Raw genomic sequence first — 20631 nt, forward strand, 5'->3', positions numbered from 1 at the left:
AATGTTCGCGTAGCGGATCGTAGAGAATAAATGGAATCACAGGAAGTATTTTAGCTGCTGTTCAAAATATGTTTAAATCTTACTAATAACAGTGTGCAAATATTTTTTTATTTTTTAAGTACTAAAAATAATTTGTCCGTTGACTATTGCCACTAATTTTACTCTCAATGGCCCGGCTGTATAAGTGTCCTCTGCGGCGATCGCTTTGATTTCCAATGGTTGATTATACTGTCTTAATTGGGTAACAAACCGCAGAAAAGTCCCGTCTACTTGGACATTTTCGACAATTCCGGCGTTACGGGCCCGAAATTGGGAAGCAGAAATCAGTATTTCCAGCCGCTGCTGTAACTGATAGGATGTCATGGTTTTAGAATCGGTAGTAGTTGTGGCCAGCACTGTGCCTCCCGAAAAAACCAATTGATTCCGGGCTGTATCGGCGAAAAATTCTATCTGCTTTTCTCCCCTAACGTAATTACCAGCCGAGAAAATTCGCACCACGTATTCTTTACCATCGCCAATCTGCTTGCTCAATTGCTCAATCCTATCTTGGGTCACGCGCAGTAGCTCTACATTTGCAGGATTTGCACCAGGCTCACTTAATTCGAGGTTGGCGTTGCGATTGGCTTCTTGTAAAAGTTGTATCACTGCCTGGCGAGCAGCAGCAGGTTGGGTAACACGAACTACACCAGCAGATAGAACTTGACCGCGAACTAAGGCCAGTTTCCCTAGACGCAAGTCGCGGTAGGACTGATAATATTTTTCTAGCCTTGCAACTTCCAGTTCTAGTTGCTCCTGTTGCGCTTCCAATTCTTTGAGGCGCGATTCCCGTGTGGCAATCACTTGCTCTCGCGCTGTAATTTCTAGATTACGCTTTTGAATTAGTTGATCCAGTTGGGCAATTTTTTGATCGCGTGCTTCTATCGCTTCTTGGCGGTTAGCAAGTTCGCGATCGCGTTTTTCAATAGCTGTTTTGGCTTCGTCAATCGCTTTTTTAGCTTCAGCATACAGTCGTTGTCGTTCTGTCTTCAGTAGTCCAACTGCCGCCTGTAGCTCCTTTCTCTGATTGGAAACGCTTTGGAGTTCAGCTATGGCTTTTTGGTACTGAGTTACAACTTGTCCTAGCTGACCTTGAGTGCGTTGGAGTTGAGTTTGGGTTTGAGCTTGTTGACTAATGGTGCGGTTCAACTGAGCTTGTGTTTGGCGTTGTTTGGCATTCGCCGCCTGCAAAGATTGATTAATTACCTGCAAGTCTTGTTGTGCTTTCGTTTGGGCAATTCTTGCTTGGTTTAACTCACCCTCTACCTGACTTTTCTGAGTTTCGGCGGTTTTTAGCTGTTCCCGCTTCTGTCTGAGGTCTGTTTGAATATCTTCTAACTCAAAGACTCCCTTTCGCAAGCCTTCGTCGGCAGCGAATAAAATCCCTAAGGTTGATGCTGAAATTAAACCACCCGTAAAAATAGTTACCAGTACAGCAGTATTTTTCGGACGAAGCTTAAAAAGTGAGAGGCGGGCTTTGCCAACTCGTGTGCCGATGCGATCGCCCACGGTTGCAATTACGCCTCCCAAGATCAAAATTGCTGCGATGAGGATGTATCCGGTGGTCATCTTTAGCTACCGAAATCCTTCCAGATACAGCCTACTACTTTTAACCATTGTTTGAAAAGAAGTGGAGATTGGCAATAGCTGAAATTGCTCAATTTTAGATTTACCTCTAGCTATTAGTGTCATTTTTAAAAACACAACACGCGCCAACTCCCCTTTCTCCAATTGCTTTTATGTGAACTGCCTACTTAAGGTAACAGGTTTATGCACAGTAATCTTCTTTTTGTGGATAGAAATCATCTTTTTTTCACGCAAATCCCCCAGTAGCCTAGTAACGGTAACACGAGTTGAACCAATTGCCTCTGCGATCGCTTGATGAGATAACTTCAGATCAATAGTGATCCCATCTGCACAAGGAACCCCAAAATCCCGACAAAGAATTAACAAAAAACTCACCAACCTAGAACCCATATCTCGGTGAGCGAGAGTTTCAATCATCATCTCCGTCTGTAAAATTCGTGAAGACAGACCTCGCAGCATTAACATTGATAATTCTGGATTTTCCTTGAGTGCTAGCTCCACCTGTTCAATTGGTGCTGACAGTAATTCCACAGGAGTAAATGCAACCGCATGGTAAAACCGATCCGACTTATTTCCCGTCAGCAATGACAATACACCAAAAACACTATTTTCCCGCAGCAACGCTACCGTTATTTCCTCTCCTGCCTCGTACACCCTGGAAAGTTTAACAGCACCTTTCAAAAGAAAATAAACTCGTTCGGCAGGATCGCCAGGAAAAAAGATCGTTTTATTGCGTTCAAACGTTTCCACAACTGGCGGAAACGCCCCGGTCGCCATCTGACGAAAAACATTTGCTAGGGCTTTATCTTGTGTCACGATCATCTCCCTTCCCCTACCCAATGCCGGAAAAACAAAAACTGATTACCTAAGAATACACCCGAAAAATGAATAAAGCACCGTCAACCTTTCTGTACTTTCCTATACTCAAACTAATCGCTTCATAACTCTTTGTTTATAATGATACATAATTGTTGATCCTTTCAGCTACTAATTGTTGATAAGTACTTCCAATAGCTGTATTTAAAAGGTTTTTTAAAGAATAAATAAAGATATCTTGAGAAAATCTTTAGGAAAAATCAAGAATTTTGTCACAGCAAACACCCTTACCAATATTCATTTTTGCAAATCCTGTGTAAAACAAAGACAAAACGTGCCTCAGATTCTAGTATGCTCCTAATGATCGATTGCATTAATAATTTCTATGCTGAATCTGACTGGAAAAAATGCTCTTGTTACTGGTATTGCCAATAACCGCTCGATCGCCTGGGGCATCGCCCAACAGCTGCACAAAGCCGGAGCAAATCTGGGTATTACCTACCTGCCGGATGAACGCGGCAAGATGGAGAAAAAAGTTGCGGAATTAGTAGAACCTCTCAACCCCAGCTTATTTCTTCCCTGTAATGTCCAAAATGATGAACAGATTCAATCTACCTTTGAGACAATCCGTGAACAGTGGGGAAAGCTAGATATCCTCATCCATTGTCTGGCCTTTGCCAGCAAAGATGATCTGACTGGAGATTTTAGCCAAACCTCTCGTTCTGGCTTCAACACCGCCTTAGAAATCAGTACTTACTCTCTGGTGCAGTTAAGTGGTGCAGCGAAACCTTTGATGACAGAGGGAGGTAGTATCGTCACCTTGACATATTTAGGCGGTGTCAGGGCAATCCCTAACTATAATGTCATGGGAGTTGCCAAGGCAGGGTTAGAAATGAGTGTGCGTTACCTGGCCGCCGAACTAGGGCCGCAAAATATCCGCGTCAATGCCATCTCCGCAGGCCCCATCCGCACTTTGGCATCTTCAGCAGTGGGTGGAATTTTGGATATGATTCATCATGTAGAACAAGTAGCTCCCTTACGACGCACCGTCACTCAGTTAGAAGTGGGCAATACTGCGGCTTTCTTGTGTAGTGATCTGTCTAGTGGCATTACCGGACAAGTTCTATATGTAGATGCAGGATATGAAATTATGGGAATGTAACACGATAAAGTTAGGAGTTATGAGTTAAGAGTTATGAATTTTTAACTCCTAACTCCTAACTTCTAACTCTTTCCATGCCCTATGCAAATTAGCAAAGTTAATTCAAGCTACGACCAGTCAACTAAAACCCCTCGAATTGCCACTGTTCACCGCACCACTGGTGAAACTGATGTGCAAGTTACCATCAACCTGGATGGTAGAGGAACTTGTACAGCAGCAACAGGTGTTCCGTTTTTGAATCACATGTTGCATCAAATTGCCTCCCACGGGCTGATTGATATAGATGTCCAAGCCAAGGGAGACTGGGAAATTGATGACCACCACACCAACGAAGATGTAGGCATTACCTTAGGGCAAGCTTTGAACCAAGCACTAGGCGACAGAAAAGGCATTGTCCGCTTTGGTAACTTTCTTGCGCCATTGGATGAAGCCTTAGTTCAGGTAGCGCTAGACTTTTCTGGACGCCCTCACCTCAGCTACGGTTTACAAATTCCTACCCAACGTGTAGGAACCTATGACACCCAACTCGTGCGAGAATTCTTTGTGGCACTAGTAAACCATAGCCAAATGACACTGCATATTCGGCAACTGGATGGCATTAATTCCCATCACATTATTGAAGCAACATTTAAGGCGTTTGCGAGGGCAACCCGGCTGGCGGTGGAAATTGACCCCCGTCGGGCTGGCGTGATTCCTAGTTCTAAGGGCGTTTTGTAGAAGGCAAGCAGGGGAAGATGAGGAAGAAAAAACTCCCAACTCCTGTAGACGCGATTAATCGCGTCTCTACTCCCAACTCCTAACTCCCAACTCCTAACTTACTCTGTTTGCGATAATTGACACACTGGTTGGTGATGGTTATTATCAGCCTACTGGGTAACTTGTAATTAATACCAAGCTGGTAAATAGTGATTTAATCGAGATGAAGTCTGTTGCAGATGACCCTGATTCTCAACTTAATACAACCGACACTCCGCCAGTAGTCCTAACTTCTGAGTTGCGAAAAGTCTATCGGACTGGTTTTTGGCTAAATCAAAAAGTCGTATCTCTCAAAAACTGTTCTTTAACAGTTTACAAAGGCGAAACCTTTGGGTTGCTGGGGCCAAACGGTGCGGGTAAAACCACCCTTTTAAAATTGTTGCTGGGAATTATTCGTCCTACCTCTGGACGAGGATTATTATTGGGTGAGCCACTAGGCGATCGCAGTGTTAAGCAATATATCGGCTATCTGCCAGAAAATCCCTATTTGTATGACTATCTGACTGGCTGGGAATTTTTGCAGCTAGCTGCTGGGCTATTCCAAATTCCCAAAAGTGTCCAACGTCAACGCATTCCCCAACTGCTGGAATTAGTGGGTTTATCGCAAGCCGATGCCCGCAAAAAGCTCCTGCGTCGCTACTCTAAAGGAATGCTACAGCGTGTTGGTATGGCACAGGCGCTAATTAACGAGCCAGAATTGGTTTTTCTAGATGAACCAATGTCTGGTCTTGATCCTGTAGGCCGCTACCAAATGCGGGAAATTATCTTGGCACTAAAAGCAGCTGGCAAGACGATTTTTTTCAACAGCCACATTCTTAGTGAAGTAGAACAGATTTGCGATCGCATTGCCATCCTCGCTCAAGGTGAATTAATTTGCTCTGGTTCCTTGAATGAACTCTTAGGCGGAAAAAACACAACATATCACGTCAAAGGCCAAGGTGGTGACTGGGAAATTCTCAAAAAATGGATACCCACTCTCAGATTTGAGCCTGATGGTTCCTGGCAAGGTACACTACAAGATGATTACTATGATTTCCTCGCCAGTCTTCGTCTCATGGAGGGTAAAATTATTGCCATGAAGTTGTCGCGTCATTCCTTAGAAGAATTTTTTATTCAACAAATCCAAAGAAAAAATAACTGACCGAATTAGTCTTCTTACTTATTGTCAAATAGTAAACTTTAGGTTGACTTGAGGAACAAAACCCAAACAAAATTTATACCTTTTTGAGTTTATCTTTCTCAAGCAACCCACAAAAAATCAAATTTCGATCTCTTTTTAAAGTTATTTGTATTTATTTAATGAATTTGTTCATAATTTTGGTAGTCATAGCAGATTTTAAATTACAGTTTAAATGTCATAAAATTGACTTTTACAAGAAAATTTTATTCGTAAGTACTTTAGTGGTTAACAGAGAATTTATTGTAGAAACTGCATTTAGTTGCGTAAATCCTATATTCTTTGATAATTGCTCTATTCAAGCAGCGTTAACTTTAAGTTAACTTCATTAAAAATTCAAATTCAATAAACAAATTTCCTCCGGAAAATCACACTTTTCGAGGAAAATAAGAGTGTTGGGGAACTTGAATACTTAGGTATAGTCAAAATAAAAATGTTTAGACAGTACTTTATTGATTGTAGTTTCAGAGTCTCAGGTAAATATGCTTAACACAAGTTTGTTTAAATTCCTAACTCAGCCAGTTGTGGGTGTGGCTTTGTTAAGTGCTGTCAACGTCGCTGTGCCATGTGTCAGTCTAGCTCAGGGACAACCATTACCATCAACTACACAAACACCAAGCACACCAACACAAATAGATACTAATTATTCATTAGGAGGCGGAGATCTCATCCGTGTAAATGTATTTGAAGTGCCTGAGTATACAGGTGAATACCAAGTTCCGCCAGGTGGAGCGATCAACCTGCCTTTAATTGGCAGCGTATCCGTTCTCGGACTAACAACTGAACAGGCTGCCGACGAAATTGCCAGAAGATATGCTCGCTTCCTCAAACGCCCCTTGATCTCAGTCAATTTGTTATCACCTCGTCCCATCAATATTTTCGTTGCTGGAGAGGTGACACGTCCAGGAGCTTACACTCTGAGTTTGAGCGGAGGTGCAGGGAACAATCCAGGTGTACAATATCCGACTCTATTGGCCGCATTGACAACAGCACAGGGTGTAACCCTGGCTGCGGATGTGACTCAAGTTCAATTACGGCGTAAAATAGGACGATCTTCAGAGCAAACCGTCACCGTCAATTTGAAGGAACTCATCCAAACAGGCAGATTATCACAGGATATTACCTTGCGGGATGGAGATACCATAGTTGTGCCAACAGCAACCAACTTTAACGTAGCAGAATCCCGCAATATATTTGCAGCTAACTTTGCCGCCAGCCAAACCACACCCCGCACAGTAACAATTATTGGTGAAGTTAACCGTCCCGGTTCGTATCTTGTCACCGCAGGTAACACAGATGCTCAGGGGGGCGCAACTACTAACAGTGGTACTGCCAGTCCCACTGGTTTACCAAATGTGACGCGGGTAATTCAATTAGCTGGGGGAATTACAGCACAGGCTGATGTTCGTAATCTCAAGCTACGCCGCCCGACAAGAACTGGATCAGAACAAGCTATAGATATCAATCTTTGGCAACTATTGCAGAGTGGTGACGCCAATCAAGACATCATTGTGCAAGACGGAGATACGATTGTTATTCCGACGGCAACTGAAATCAACCCCGCAGAAGCTACTCAATTAGCTACCACTACTTTGTCTCCTACACGCATTCAAGTTGGTGTAGTAGGCGAAGTTAAAAAACCAGGGTTAACAGACGTTCAGCCGAATAGCTCTTTAAATCAAGCTATACTCGCTGCTGGCGGATTTAATGATGCCAGAGCTAGTAGTAAGGCTGTTGATTTGATTCGCCTCAACCCTAATGGTTCTGTCACTAAACGTATAGTAAAAGTCGATTTCTCCGCCGGAATTAATGAGCAAACTAATCCCATACTCCGCAATAATGATGTTGTGGTAGTCAATCGCTCTGGTGCAGCTAGCTTTGGGGATAGCGTAAGCACTGTAACTGGACCTCTAGGGATTATCCTTAATCTTCTGAACATTTTCGGACTCTAGTTTAAGATATAGATGCAAATTAGGGGCGTTGGTCAACCCTCTTCATCCCTAAAATTGCACCATCCTTGAATCAAAGCTCAATAGTCAAGAGTTAATATAGCAATCCTATATAGACTCATAATAGGAGTATTAAATTAACTCTTGTACTGCCTTTTGAGAGTAAGAATAAATGATGCGTTTAAATATGACGCATATAGCCGTACTCTTACAGAGAAGCAAGCTATGCAAAGTGTCTCTTATTCCAAAGAAAAACTTGTAGCCTAGAAAAGGCGTCTTCGGACTCATATAGACAAGTTAGCTACGCACCCGCCTCAAGCATAGGTAAAGACAAGAGTAGGGTTAATAACTGGTTTTCTCTTAGCGATCATTTCCTCCAAAACTGTGTTTTCTATCCACTATAATTAGAGAAATTTTTAGTAAAATTACTCATTGACAAATTTTGTAGACTTTAAAACTTTCACTGAAAATTCTTAATCTGCATTGATAGGCTTTTGCAAGCTTTGTTGTAGATACTCGGATTGATTATGATAATGAGAATATTTTAGAAGGTAGAGGCGACACATGCTAGTCTCTGCCTTATTTATTATCATTTTATGATTCTTATTATCATAAGAATTATTTAAGTAAATTAACTGATTGATGACAGATATACTATCTCAACCATAGATACCGCGTATACACAGTAAAATGATGTCGAATTGGAAATGACGCCATTTGTACGGTTGCTTGGTGTCCATTAATGGGGTAACTCAGGATACTGATAATTTTAATCCAGTAGTTTTACCTGATACAGGAGGTTTCTTATAGTACAAGCTCAAAAACCATTTAAGCTATATTTACGCAAAATTGCCCAGGTGTAAACCTAATAAACCGTGTATAACTTTACATATGGCCGTTATACGACCGTATCCAATACTGAGTTACTGACTAAGGCTAGAGCTACTGACCGTTGACGATTCAGTTTTTGCAACATACCCTATTTTTTCCCTATGATGATTCATGGTTTCGGTTTTCTCAGTTTGAGCGCATCTCTTGTACTTCCCTGGGCATTAACAGGTCTGGTTCAAGGGCAGAGAATAACAGAGTCTTTAGTTAAAGATGTTCGTCAGTCATCCACTAATCAGGAAATGTCACTACCCAGCCGCAGGCTGATCAGTGCTATTCCAACTGCGACAACATACTATGTTAGTGGTACAGGAAACGATAGAAATAGCGGACTCACTACCTCATCCGCCTTTAGGACAATTCAAAGAGCAGCAAATCTGACTAACCCTGGCGACACCGTACTTATTATGAATGGGGTATACAAGAATACAATCAAAAATGGAGCGGTAGTAGAGATTAAACGCTCTGGAAGAGCAAATGCATGGATTACGTATAAAGCATATCCTGGACATCGGCCGAAACTTCAGCACAATGGATGGCATGGAATTTGGATTTACAATGGAGCGTCATATGTTGAGGTAAATGGGCTGGAGGTTGTAGGAAACAATAGCAATATAACCCGTGCTTATGCGCTGAGTCAGAAGTATAACCAATCCAACCCTGTGACGAATGGAAACTGCATCAGCATAGATGGACGAGCAAGTGGTTACACCCACCATATACGTATTCTCAACAATAAAATACATGATTGTGGAGGCGGAGGCATTACAGCTATAGAATCTGACTATGTGACACTGGATAATAACGAGGTATTCAATAATGCCTGGTACTCAGTCTTCGGCTGTAGCGGCATTTCGCTGCTCAACGCTCGGAATTATGACAACAGCAAGAACTACAAGATGTTTGTGACTAGAAACAAGGTCTACAACAATCAAATGTTGGTTCCCTGGATTGAGAACGGAAAGTTCCAAGACGGTAATGGCATTATTATTGATCGTTCAAGAGATTATGGATATCGAGGACGTACTTTGATTGCCAACAATGTCTCATATAAAAATGGTGGTTCGGGCATTCATACCTATGAAAGTGACCATGTCGATATTGTCAACAACACAACTTATCTGAATAACCAGACTGCGGGAATTAATTCCGGGCAAATCATGAGTAATCATTCAGATGATATCAAAGTTGTCAATAACATCCTTTATTCTGCGCCTAACAAACCAATAAACCTGAATACTAAAAGTACCAACGTTACTTTTAACTACAACCTCTACAACTACAATGGTTTTAGTGTAAATGCCGTCGGACCTAATGATATTATGGCAGATCCACAGTTTATGAATGCCTCGATTGGCGACTTTAGACTGAAGCCAAGGAGTCGGGCAATCAACAGTGGTTCTAGGTGGAATAATCTGACAACTGATATTCTAGGCAAGGCTCGTGTGTATGGTTCAGCATCCGATAGAGGGGCATACGAAATGCGGTATTAGTTAACAATGACTTTTGCCAATTTACGAAAATTGACATAAAACAAAACTGGATGATGCGTGCCTATTTTTGCCATCAGGTAAAAACTGAGTCAATAAAACCCTGTATGATTTTTGTGGAAGGAATTTTTATTGTCCTATCTGCATGCACTGCGGCTCTAAGTTTTGCTTAACAGTCAAGCACACGCTTCTCTTGAAACCGTTTTGGCAAAGGTATTGAGTTAATAGTATGACATCGGGTTGTATGGCAAAATCCTGATTTATATAGAGTTGTTGTATACAACCCATTGTTGTAACCCACATTCAGAACCTGATATACAGCAGATTACAGGTTTATGAAGTACAGTAGCAGCAGTTTGTTAACCAGTTTCGTAGATGCTTGAGATTAACTAAATCAAGTGCAGTCGCAATTAGGATATCAACCATTTTTGTATGTAGTAAGCTGAAAAACATCTAATTTGCATAAGTAAATTAAACATAATTCTTCTGGGGTGGGCAACATGATCACCCTAATTATGCAATTTAAATGTGGAACACCTTAGCTGTAGAAAATTGGCGTAAAAAAGCTTTAAAGCTGTGATCACTAATGTTCAATCCCGTCTAACTTACCCTTGACACTTCCACCCTACTTTACAGGTTTCGATTACCTTTAATTTTCTTCTGTTTGAGTAGTTTTTGTAGAAAGACTTTGCTCACATCAAATCTGCTTGTCACTTTTATGATGGACATGTTTCCTTATCGATGTCACTCAAATTAGTCACATGGAAAAAAATATTACGTTACAAGCTATAATTTTTGCCGAATAACAAGGTGACGTTATTTGATTTGGATCAAGTCGAGATAAACTATCTGGGGTCAGAGGAACTACGAAATTCTAGTCAATGCTTTATTGATATGTCTTTTAGTAGCCCCTAAACTTTGGAGATTTTATTTTTTTGCAAGTCCCTTAAGTTCTTTTCTCAACTCCCTTGGTTTAAAATATTCGTGATCATGATATAAATAACTACTAGATTCATTTTTATCAATGATTCCATTTACGACCAAACCTAATACATTGTAATTGGATCTCTCTAACATTTCTTGAGCAGCGTTAGCACTGTTAGAATCAATTACCCCAGGTCGAGCTACTAACAAAATCCCATCAGTCATTTGACTTAAAGTCAAAGCATCGGCTGCCAAAAGGAGGGGAGGAGCATCAATAATTACAAAATCATAGTTATGTTGAGATGAGAAATTTTCAATTAACGATGCCATCCGTTTGGAGTCAAGCAAAGCAAGTGGGTTGGGAGGTCTAACTCCAGCAGTTAAGACATCAAGATTATCCATTACCTTAGATACAGTAACGTCAAATTCAACCTGCTCTACAAGAACCTCACTCAAACCAACTGCATTGCTTAGTTGCCAGAGATGATGCTGAGAAGGAACTCGCATATCTGCATCAATTAGTAAAACTTTACGTCCTAGTTGAGCGATCGCTGCTGCCAAATTAGCTGAAACTGTAGACTTGCCTTCTTTAGGAACTGCGCTAGTTACAACGATAGTTTTGAGCACTTTATCTGAACTCAAGAATTTCAGATTGGCTTGAATCATTCGGTACATTTCGCTAGTTAAAGAGTAAGGTGTATCTCTGACAGCAATTTTTTGAGTTATTGATTCTACATTTGAATAACGGGAGCGAACCTTTTTAACAGACAAAGGAATAATTCCTAGCAACGTATATCTAAATACATCTCTGACTTCCTTAAGTGTTTTCAGAGATCTATCTTTCATGCCTAAAAAGAGAACAGTTGTAGTGGCCAAAAATAAACCGAACATCACTCCTAGCACCAAAACTATAATTTTTTTGAATAATACTGGCTTATCTGGCACTAAAGCCCGAGCAATAATCCGCGAACTGGCTGTATTTGTATTCTCAAGTAACTGTAATTCTTGAACCTTTTTCAATACAGTTTGATATGTCGATTCTGCAACTTCAACTTTCCGTTCTAACTCCCGCTGATTTTGTGCTAATTGGGGTATGATTTTCACTCGCTGTTCGTAAATAGAACGGGAATTATATAGAGAAGAGAGTCTTTTAGCTAAACCAAAGCGCTGTATTTCTGACTGCAGAAAACTTTGGATCAGGTTTTGTCTAAGTTCTCCAATCTGCAATAGGCTCTGCGGAATTTGTGTTTGATTGCCAACAGTCTGACCAATTTGCTGTTGCAGAAGGGATTTTAAGCTAGCTTTCTTTGCTTCTAGGTTAATAATTATGGGGTTGTCATCTAGGAAACGGCTACGCTCAATCGCTAGCTGCCGATCAGTATCTTGAAGTTGTGTAAGAACTCCTTGCACTGCAGGTGACTGACTGAGGGCACTCACAGCGATTGCTTCCTGAGAATTTAGCTCTACTTTCTGACGCAGTTCATTGGTTTGGGCGTTTACTTCGTCCAGTTGAGCCTTAACAGTATTCATCTCATTGTCTAAATTCCCAATAGTCGTAACGGCTGACTTTGTCTCCTCTGATAAATCTGCTATTTGATGCTTCTGTTTGAATATACGTAGTGCTACTTCTGCATTATTAACAGCCTCTTGAGTTTTAGGAAGCTGTTTGGCAATATTTTGACGAGTTGCTGCCGCCTCAGAGCGATTTGTCAGAATATCATTTTCTAAATAAAGACTCATGATTGTGTTGACCACTGCCGCTGATTGCTCGGGGTCAGGGCTGGTATAGCTAATTCGCAATACATCTGTCCCAGCAACAACTTTTATCTTCAAAGATTTTTGGAACTTTTCTACTTCTATAGGTTCACCTTCATTATCTTTCAGTCGGAATTTATCTATTGTTTGCTGCAATATAGTAGGGGAAGAAATAACTTCTATCTGAGTGTTTATAGGATTTTGAGTTGCTAGCAGCGATTTTAAATCTCCTGCATCACCTCCTTCAGTGTTACTAGGCAAAAGATTAGATCCTACTACTTTAAAAGAAGGAATTCTAAATAATAGTTTTCCTTCGGCTTCATAGGATGGCTTCATAAATTGTGTAGCTACAGCACTGAGCATAACTGTAGCTGCAAATATCGCAGTAGCAGGTAGCCACCATCGTTTCAATATCAACAAGTAACGATTAAGGTCTAAATCAATAGATTCTCTAGATTCCATAGATTTTTCTGACATAAATCTTCAAAAGTACAGGTTTTAAACGATAAACTCAATATTTATCTACTTAGAGTAGATACAAATTAGAGTAGGTACAAAGCGCAGCTATTGATAAGACTAGTACTATTTTACAATGTAAGTCCAGGATCAGGTTTAATCCCGAATGTCCTTGTGGCATTCCCAACATAGCAACGGCGAGTGAGACGGTAAGCCCCCACTGTATCCAAAGCATATAGTAGTGGGTACTTCACTTGCGTTGCCAAGCTTTTTCATAAGCCTCTAACAGTTTAGATACTTGATGTCGCCACTCTAGTTTCTCTTCCATTCTTTGTCTACCTAGCTTTCCCATTTGCTGTCGCCGCTTACTATCGTCTAGAAGTTCAAGAATGTTCTCGGCAAAATCCACGACATCATTGCCCTTGGCATAAACAGATGCTCCTTCTGCCGACCGCCTTCCTTCCAAAAGGTCAAACTGAACAATGGGTTTTCCCATTGCCATGTACTCCATGATCTTGTTCATCGTTGAACGGTCATTGTAGGGCATTTTTTTATCGGGATTAGCACATACATCACAGCTAGAAAGTCGTGCCAAAAGTTCATTATCAGGAATACGTCCGGTAAATTCTACAAACTCCTTAACTTCTAACTCTTCAGATAGTGCCTGAAGCTTCTCAAACATCGGTCCACTACCGATGAGCATAAAGTGAATATCCTGGCGTTTTTTTTCATAGACAATGTAGCGCACCGATTGCAACAGGTAATCGATTCCCTCTGGTTCTCCCATGACGCCAACATACCCTACCAAATACTTTCGACCTTTACGGTAGACTGGGTTGGGCGGTACGGGTTGAAAACGGGAAAGGTCAGGCCCACTGCGAACAACGAAGACATCCTCTGGACTCTTGCCTCCACGGGTAAGTGCTACCGAGAGGTAAGATTCATTAGTTGAGATAACTACGTCTGCTGTCGTAAAGGTCAATCGCTCAACCAATGAGAGTCCATAATAGAAAATGTCTCGTCGTCCATACTTAGCTTCATACATCTCCAGATTGATATCATGGTGATCAAATATAACTCTTACACCCTTGAGCAACTTGAACCATCCTGCCACCAAAAATAGTAAATCTGGAGGATTACAAATGTGGACAATATCAAAACCCCGCTCTTGCCACACCCGATGGGCAAGGCGAAACTCCCAAAAAAGAGCTGTACCATACTCCCGTAAATATCCTGAAACCGAGCTGATATCAGGTGGCATTTTGTGGCGATAAATATGAACCTGATCGATTACTTCGTATTCTTGTTCAAAGCCTTTACCTTTGGGACAAATCACCGAAACTTCATACCCAGCTTTTATCAGGGTGGTGGCTTCCATCCATACACGTCGATCAAAGGGAACGGGTAGGTTTTCTACAATTATTACAACTTTCTTAGACATATCTCATTTGCCTTTTAATTGGCTTTTCATTTTTTAGTCATTTTTTGTAGGTTTAAAAAGAAAATTATTAACTTTTCCTCTATTTTTATGACTAAATATTGCTTTGGTATCATCTTCCAAAAACGGCTTTTGATATTTTTCATATGAGAATTGAGATAAAGGAAAAAATTTCCCTTGATTCAAAAACCAACCTTCATATCCAAGATCAGTAATTTTCTCGAATACTACTTCAATAGGCTCACTGCCTAGATGTCTCTGCTCTATTTCTACTAGAAGAACTGGTTTTTCTCGGAGAATGGTTTGCCGTCCTCCTTCGATTACGTGACTCTCATGTCCTTCTACATCAATTTTTATAAATGAAACATCTTGAAAGTTGTAATCATCTAGGCGTTTGATTGGTACTTCTATATCCTGATGTTGACCCTCTGGTTCCCTAAAACTAGCTAGAGCGGAATAAATTTCTCCTCTGATGATTGGAATATGTAAAGTCAGTGTTCCCTCAGTGTCAGAAAGCGCAACATTATTAATTTTTATATTGTCGATTCTGGATTTACCTATTACTTCGGCAGTTCCAGGTTGTGGCTCAAATGCATGTACTACGCGACAAAACTTAGAAAGTGCATAACTATATAATCCTTTGTTTGCTCCGATATCGATAGCAACTCTGTTCTTGGAAACTAAATCTTCTAAGTACTTAATCTCATTATCAAGTGACCCTCTAAGTTGCTTGACATAAAAGAGAATTTGAATACGGAATTGTGGAGGGCAGAGACTTATTAGATAGTTTTGAAAACTCATGATTTACTCCTGAAAACAGTGAGACTATACAGTTCAAAACGGAAAATTCAGAGGTGTTCTTTGCTTATCTACAGTGAGTGAGTAATTAAATGCGCTAGATATCAACTTATAGTGATAATTTTCTGGATGTACCAGTACTTGAGCAAAGCAAAGGGTAGGTACATATCCAGAAAATGCTTAAGTTATTTCATTGTCAATCTTTTGCTTACCAAGCAATACCAGAATAATTTAACTCCTTAATCGGTTCAGTAAACACACTTGCCAGATCCAAAATTTGTATTTCTTTGAGCGCTTCTCGTAATATCTGGCGAAACTCTGGACTAGCATGGGTAACTATTACTAATTCTGCGCTCTCCAGAGCTTGTTGGGGTTCTGCAACTAGCAGCTCCTCAAAATGAGGGAGGTTATTTTGGATATAGGTCAGATTGGTTCCCATTAACCGAGCTTCATAGACGGCTTGGTCATAAATTTTTATCTGGCAGCCTTCCCCAATCAATCGCTTAACTAGCAGCACTGCTGGACTTTCTCTCAAGTCATCTGTACCTGGTTTGAATGCCAATCCTAAAATAGCAATCTTCCTTGCCCCAAGGCGTAATACCTGCTGGGCGGCCAAATCAACTTGGAGGCTGTTAGTAGTCGGAAGGGCATTTAGTAGGGGGACTGGTACATCCATGTTCCGTGCGTAGTAAAGCAAAGCACTCAAATCTTTGGGCAGACAGGAACCACCGTAGGCAAATCCAGGACGCATGTAAACAGGGGAAATATTTAATTTCGTGTCTTGTACAATGATGTTCATTACTTCTCGTCCATCTACGCCAAAGGCTTTGGCGACCCGTCCGATTTCATTAGCAAAGCCCACCTTGGTAGCGTGCCAGCAATTAGCAACATATTTAACCATTTCTGCTACAGATGGTTTAACTACAGTGAACGGTGCATCTACTGTGGCATACATCTGCCGGACTGCTGCTTCTGCCACAGGAGATTCAGTACCGATAATGGTATAAGGTGGTTGATCGTAATCTTTGATAGCCGAACCTTCGCGTAAAAACTCTGGGTTAAATGCTAGATGAATAGAATTATCACCTATGAGACTATCTAGCAGATTTTGACACTTTTCCAATGTTCCTGGAGGGACAGTGCTACGCAAAACAACCACATGGCTTTCAGTCTTATGAATGGCGGCTTTCCCAATCTGCTTACACACATTCCAAACGTAGGTAAGATCCGGTTCTCCCCTCTCTGTTGGAGGTGTTCCAACGCTAATCAGGGAAACATCTGATGCTAGCACCGCCGCTTCAGTATCTGTAGTAGCTCTGATTAAGTGAGCTGCGACTCCATCAACCAACAATTGACTCAGCCCTGGCTCTACAATGGGCGACTCTCCTTTGCCGATCAAATCCACTTTTTCGGGATTTACATCTACCCCAATCACTTCGTGTCCATCTCGTGCCAAGCAAGCTGCTGTTACGGCACCGACATATCCCAAACCAAAAATGCTAATTTTCATAACTACCAGCTGTTATTTTCTCATAAAGGACAAAAAAATTCAGCCCTTATAACGCTCTTCCATAGCATCTTAATTTAATACTGAGTGATATAAATCTATAAAATCAACCCAATGCTTTTTGATGTCTAAAGGAAAAACACTTGTTCTCGCCTTTGCTCCTAGAGAAAGTCTCAAAGCCTGATTTTCAATCAAAGACTTAATAGCATCTGATAACTGCTCAATATTACCTGGATTAACGATTAATCCATTTTCAGATTGAGTAACTATCTCAGGTATGCCTCCTACTGGTGTAACTATGACTGGTAACTCCCAAGCCATCGCTTCCAGCATTGCTAATGGAAGACCCTCGTTGTAAGAGGGCAACAAAAAAACATCCGCTTTAGTTAAAAGAATATCACGTTCATCTGACCCTATCCAACCAGGCAATTGTATATAATTTTCTAGATTTAAAGTCGTAACTAAATTGCGTGCTTGTTCTATGTCACCATCTCCTGCCATAATCATACTTGATCTGGTTTTATATTCAGTAGGCAAAAAAGAAAAAGCTTTGATCAAATCAAATGCTCCTTTACGCTGACCAATTCGTCCTAAAAAAAGTAAGTTCACTTTACTAGAAACGGAACGGTATGGAACTTCAGCAGGAACTTTTACTGGATTGTAAAAAACTACAACTTGTTCTGGTTTCAGACCAAGGTTTTCTATGTAGAAGCTTTTCCAACTTTCGGATAATACAATTAAGCGTTGACACTTGCAAAATATCCAACTTAGCAATTTCTGTATCCATTTTGGAAGTCCAGCGTAGAAAAGATGAAATTGACTACCATGAGCATGTAAAATTATCGGCTTGTGAAATACCCAAGCTAAAAGTATCATAATTGCTTGTCGTAAAACACTGCCGCGCTGGGAAATTTCAATTTGAACAATATCAACTTCTTCCCTTATTAACATCCACAGAAACTTCCATATAGCTTTCAAAAACACCATGATTTTGAATGCTATAGCTCCTTCATAATACTCGTGAGTAATAATATGAAATATTTGGACTTCAGAAGGAGCATACTCCAAAAAAAGTTTCTCGTAACCGGAAATACCACCCTGTTGAAGTAAGCTAGGACCTAGCATAATAATCTTGAGAGTATTAGTTCGACACATAAGCTGTAATTTTTCAATAATTGGTCTATTTTTAATTAATGTATCAACGAAAGAATCACAATTTATCGTTTGATTTATTTTTCCAGATTAAAAGCACCGCCTAGTTTTCTCCTGAGACTGAGGAAGTCTGTTGATTCTATTTTACAGATTTGCGCGTGTAGAAACTTTACTTGTTAATATTGCTGATACATAAAGTATCCATTCAAGACTATTTTGCTCTAACAATGAAGTTTCAGTTAGATTTGAAAGAATAATAAAGGTAAGATAAACTAAAAGCCATAAGTTTTCAGATGTTTGATTCCACCGAACTAAATATATGGCTCTTAATAAATTAATAACGAACCCAATTAGAAAAACCAAAACTCCTAGTAGACCCAACGCTAGCCAGACATCAAGAAAACCATTGTGAGCATTAGGAGCATCCCATTGTATTGTTTGTATAAGAATAGAATGATCACTGTTCTGATCTATCCAGAATGCTCCATAGCCATATCCTAGCCACGGTTTTTTAGCAATCATCTGCAACACAGCAGGCCATAATTCTGAACGTCCAGTGAGTGTTGTGTCCTTACCTATTGAGCCTAGAATTGTATCAGCTTGTAAGATAAACCATGTATAAAATGCTATGCAAATGGTTGAGAAGAACGTCAAAATAGGTATCATAAATTTATATTTTAAAGGTATTATTCGATAATATATAAGAAAAGCTGCTGTAATGATTATAAAATTACCCATAGATGTTGTTGATTTGGAGAATAATACAAGTACTCCAGAAATAAAATAGCCTAGCCATGAAACCCAGCGATTTTCTCGATTAGTCATAGCAAGGAAGAAAAATATTGCTGCACTAAGTACAAATCTCTTGCCAAGAATATTTTTCTGTGGGTATATTCCTCGCCAAGCAGTTGTGTCAATATCACCTCCACCAATACCTCCAATACCATATTGTGGTATTAATAGAACAAATAAGAAACACATTACTGCTGAGATCCCAAGCATGTATGCACATAACTTCAGTTGTTCTTTTAAGGTGTAGCGTGAAGCTAAATAAAGCCCAAAGAGCATTGTTCCTGCCAGACCAAAAACACGACGTATAGTAGTATCTGAATCTAAAGACCAAAAACTAGAAAGTGCACAAACTACGAGTATTACCCAAATAAATTTATCTCTGCTAAAGACGTAAGTAACTTTCTTCCAACGTAGGCTAATTAAGAAAAGGGTAACTATATACGTAAAAGTGAAAAGCAATCGGAATATGATTCTATCACCTTCTTTGATAGTAAAGCCATCCGTTATAAAAGGATCTAGTGGAGTTCCTGAATAGATAAACAAAAAAGTTATTGTAACTAATTGTTCAGCAAAAATTAAAATTTTTCTCATTTTTTATTATATGTAAATATCATCGTATATTATATAAGTCACAAAGTTGTAATTACTAGTCTCAGTTTATTTTGACAAATATTTTACTATCTCTCTCTATTAAATCAGTTTTGATGAGATGGCTGTATTTTTGGGGTTGACATTTTTTTCATCAAGCCCGAAGACAGAAGTAATCTACGCTTCAAAACGTGTAATTTAAAGACAGACGTTTTGTATCTCGCACTATGGTTATATAGCCACAATTCACTTTTTTAGTGGTCTTGAAATTCACGCTTCAAGATTTTTGTTTTTTGTAATTCTTCTTATCTCTGCCCTCTGCTTTTCTTTTGTGAAGAGCCTCTTATGTTTTGAACTTCTTGGCGAAAATAGAGCGAACTTGCTGCCTGAACTGCTGAGGGAATAGCCACATAGTTAAGTACAAGCATATATCAATCGGTCGGAGCTTGCCCCATCGTATAGCTTCCCATAACAAAGGAAAGAAGGCTTTCCAATCACCTACTAAGGAGGCAGAAGGAGTGATAATTGTTGCAATGAAGCCGGAATAAGCTTTTGGTGTTACTAAATTGCGGGTGGAACGAATCCAATCTAAGGAATATTGCCAGTCGTTGATGTTGCTTAAGCGCTTGATTCCCATTTCTGAATGCCAGATTGCCATAGGCTCAGGTACAAACTCTACTCCTACACCTTCGATAGCACTAACCCGAAGCAACCACTCCCAATCCTCATGTCTGTAAAATTTTTCTTCTAGAGGCATTTTTTGCACTAACTCTTTTTTCACGAAAATAGTTGAGGTTTGTATGCAGGCCTCTCCTTTAAAAAATGAGTTACGCGCAAAAAGATATTCACTTAAATGTTCAGAAAGGTTAGGTAGCCTTCTCGGACAAATAAACTCACCTTTGTGAGTCTGGGAAATGAAACGACTGGCGACAACTGGAAAATCATAATGGGAATTATTTGCTACTTCAAGTTGACGCTCTAATTTTTTTGGAAGCCATTCATCATCGTCATCTAAAAAGGCTATCCAAGTGCCTTTAGCTTCTCTCACACCAGTATTTCTAGCCCCTGATGGTCCAACATTTTTTGGTAGTTCTATTACTCTCAATCTTGGATCGGCTATCTGAGATAGGACATTGACTGTTTCCTGATCGGGGCCGTCTATTATCACAATCACTTCAATTGATTGCAACGTTTGAGTTAATGCAGTTATGACACCCCTTGCAACAATTTGTGGTCTATTGCGTGTAGGAATTACAACGCTGACTATTGTTTGGTTATTTTCATTTATCATTGCTAATTTTTGGGTTGTTGCTTTTTCTGGTTGAAGATATTCAATATTCATTGCTCTAGTTATCTTATG

General features: G+C 40.1%; 14 protein-coding genes. 5 read left to right on the top strand and 9 right to left on the bottom strand.

Annotation, left to right across the window (positions count from 1 at the left end):
- Nucleotides 1-114: 114 nt before the first annotated feature.
- Nucleotides 115-1605 (bottom strand): DUF3084 domain-containing protein, encoded by a 1491-nt coding sequence (locus V7K30_RS05245; RefSeq protein ID WP_334997778.1) that lies wholly within the window; start codon nt 1603-1605, stop codon nt 115-117.
- A gap of 168 nt (nt 1606-1773) precedes the next feature.
- Nucleotides 1774-2445 carry a global nitrogen regulator NtcA gene (gene ntcA, locus V7K30_RS05250; protein ID WP_094347373.1) on the bottom strand — a complete coding sequence of 224 codons (672 nt, stop codon included), beginning with the start codon at nt 2443-2445 and terminating at the stop codon, nt 1774-1776.
- Between the two features lie 379 nt (nt 2446-2824).
- Between ntcA and fabI the strand changes: the two genes are divergently transcribed.
- The 5 genes from fabI (at nt 2825) to V7K30_RS05275 (ending at nt 9864) form a co-directional block, all read left to right on the top strand.
- The gene (gene fabI / locus V7K30_RS05255) at nt 2825-3601 is read left to right on the top strand and encodes an enoyl-ACP reductase FabI (protein ID WP_334997780.1); all 777 of its coding nucleotides are present in this window, start codon (nt 2825-2827) and stop codon (nt 3599-3601) included.
- A gap of 81 nt (nt 3602-3682) precedes the next feature.
- Entirely contained in the window at nt 3683-4318 is a 636-nt protein-coding gene (gene hisB / locus V7K30_RS05260) for an imidazoleglycerol-phosphate dehydratase HisB (RefSeq protein ID WP_334997782.1), read from the top strand.
- 202 nt (nt 4319-4520) lie between these two features.
- On the top strand, nt 4521-5498 hold the full coding sequence (locus tag V7K30_RS05265; RefSeq protein WP_334997784.1) for an ABC transporter ATP-binding protein: 978 nt from the start codon (nt 4521-4523) through the stop codon (nt 5496-5498).
- Between the two features lie 518 nt (nt 5499-6016).
- Nucleotides 6017-7486: a polysaccharide biosynthesis/export family protein gene (locus V7K30_RS05270; protein ID WP_334997786.1), complete on the top strand. Its 1470-nt coding sequence runs from the start codon at nt 6017-6019 to the stop codon at nt 7484-7486.
- A 1127-nt stretch (nt 7487-8613) separates the two neighbouring features.
- Nucleotides 8614-9864 (top strand): right-handed parallel beta-helix repeat-containing protein, encoded by a 1251-nt coding sequence (locus V7K30_RS05275; protein ID WP_334997788.1) that lies wholly within the window; start codon nt 8614-8616, stop codon nt 9862-9864.
- Nucleotides 9865-10788: 924 nt separating this feature from the next.
- On the opposite strand, the gene V7K30_RS05280 is transcribed toward V7K30_RS05275, so the two are convergent.
- From V7K30_RS05280 to V7K30_RS05310, 7 genes are all read right to left on the bottom strand, one after another.
- Complete coding sequence (locus V7K30_RS05280) at nt 10789-13017, bottom strand: GumC family protein (RefSeq protein WP_334997790.1); 2229 nt, start codon at nt 13015-13017, stop codon at nt 10789-10791.
- 229 nt (nt 13018-13246) lie between these two features.
- Nucleotides 13247-14437 carry a glycosyltransferase family 4 protein gene (locus V7K30_RS05285; protein WP_334997792.1) on the bottom strand — a complete coding sequence of 397 codons (1191 nt, stop codon included), beginning with the start codon at nt 14435-14437 and terminating at the stop codon, nt 13247-13249.
- Nucleotides 14438-14470: 33 nt separating this feature from the next.
- Nucleotides 14471-15235 (bottom strand): FkbM family methyltransferase, encoded by a 765-nt coding sequence (locus V7K30_RS05290; RefSeq protein WP_334997794.1) that lies wholly within the window; start codon nt 15233-15235, stop codon nt 14471-14473.
- A gap of 205 nt (nt 15236-15440) precedes the next feature.
- Nucleotides 15441-16742, bottom strand: a complete 1302-nt coding sequence (locus V7K30_RS05295) for a UDP-glucose/GDP-mannose dehydrogenase family protein (protein ID WP_334997796.1) — start codon at nt 16740-16742, stop codon at nt 15441-15443.
- A 69-nt stretch (nt 16743-16811) separates the two neighbouring features.
- The gene (locus tag V7K30_RS05300; RefSeq protein WP_334997798.1) at nt 16812-17864 is read right to left on the bottom strand and encodes a glycosyltransferase family 4 protein; all 1053 of its coding nucleotides are present in this window, start codon (nt 17862-17864) and stop codon (nt 16812-16814) included.
- 171 nt (nt 17865-18035) lie between these two features.
- Complete coding sequence (locus V7K30_RS05305) at nt 18036-19274, bottom strand: O-antigen ligase family protein (protein ID WP_334997799.1); 1239 nt, start codon at nt 19272-19274, stop codon at nt 18036-18038.
- Between the two features lie 340 nt (nt 19275-19614).
- Nucleotides 19615-20613: a glycosyltransferase family 2 protein gene (locus tag V7K30_RS05310; protein WP_334997801.1), complete on the bottom strand. Its 999-nt coding sequence runs from the start codon at nt 20611-20613 to the stop codon at nt 19615-19617.
- Between the last annotated feature and the right edge of the window lie 18 nt (nt 20614-20631).

The organism is Nostoc sp. (assembly GCF_036917655.1).
Taxonomy (GTDB): Bacteria; Cyanobacteriota; Cyanobacteriia; order Cyanobacteriales; family Nostocaceae; genus Nostoc.

Coding starts and splice junctions, on each gene's coding strand:
- V7K30_RS05295 (WP_334997796.1), bottom strand. CDS start 16,742: ATGAAAATTAGCATTTTTGGTTTGGGATATGTCGGTGCCGTAACAGCA.
- V7K30_RS05310 (WP_334997801.1), bottom strand. CDS start 20,613: ATGAATATTGAATATCTTCAACCAGAAAAAGCAACAACCCAAAAATTA.
- V7K30_RS05305 (WP_334997799.1), bottom strand. CDS start 19,274: ATGAGAAAAATTTTAATTTTTGCTGAACAATTAGTTACAATAACTTTT.
- hisB (WP_334997782.1), top strand. CDS start 3,683: ATGCAAATTAGCAAAGTTAATTCAAGCTACGACCAGTCAACTAAAACC.
- V7K30_RS05300 (WP_334997798.1), bottom strand. CDS start 17,864: ATGCTAGGTCCTAGCTTACTTCAACAGGGTGGTATTTCCGGTTACGAG.
- V7K30_RS05270 (WP_334997786.1), top strand. CDS start 6,017: ATGCTTAACACAAGTTTGTTTAAATTCCTAACTCAGCCAGTTGTGGGT.
- ntcA (WP_094347373.1), bottom strand. CDS start 2,445: ATGATCGTGACACAAGATAAAGCCCTAGCAAATGTTTTTCGTCAGATG.
- V7K30_RS05285 (WP_334997792.1), bottom strand. CDS start 14,437: ATGTCTAAGAAAGTTGTAATAATTGTAGAAAACCTACCCGTTCCCTTT.
- V7K30_RS05265 (WP_334997784.1), top strand. CDS start 4,521: ATGAAGTCTGTTGCAGATGACCCTGATTCTCAACTTAATACAACCGAC.
- V7K30_RS05275 (WP_334997788.1), top strand. CDS start 8,614: ATGTCACTACCCAGCCGCAGGCTGATCAGTGCTATTCCAACTGCGACA.
- V7K30_RS05245 (WP_334997778.1), bottom strand. CDS start 1,605: ATGACCACCGGATACATCCTCATCGCAGCAATTTTGATCTTGGGAGGC.
- V7K30_RS05280 (WP_334997790.1), bottom strand. CDS start 13,017: ATGTCAGAAAAATCTATGGAATCTAGAGAATCTATTGATTTAGACCTT.
- V7K30_RS05290 (WP_334997794.1), bottom strand. CDS start 15,235: ATGAGTTTTCAAAACTATCTAATAAGTCTCTGCCCTCCACAATTCCGT.
- fabI (WP_334997780.1), top strand. CDS start 2,825: ATGCTGAATCTGACTGGAAAAAATGCTCTTGTTACTGGTATTGCCAAT.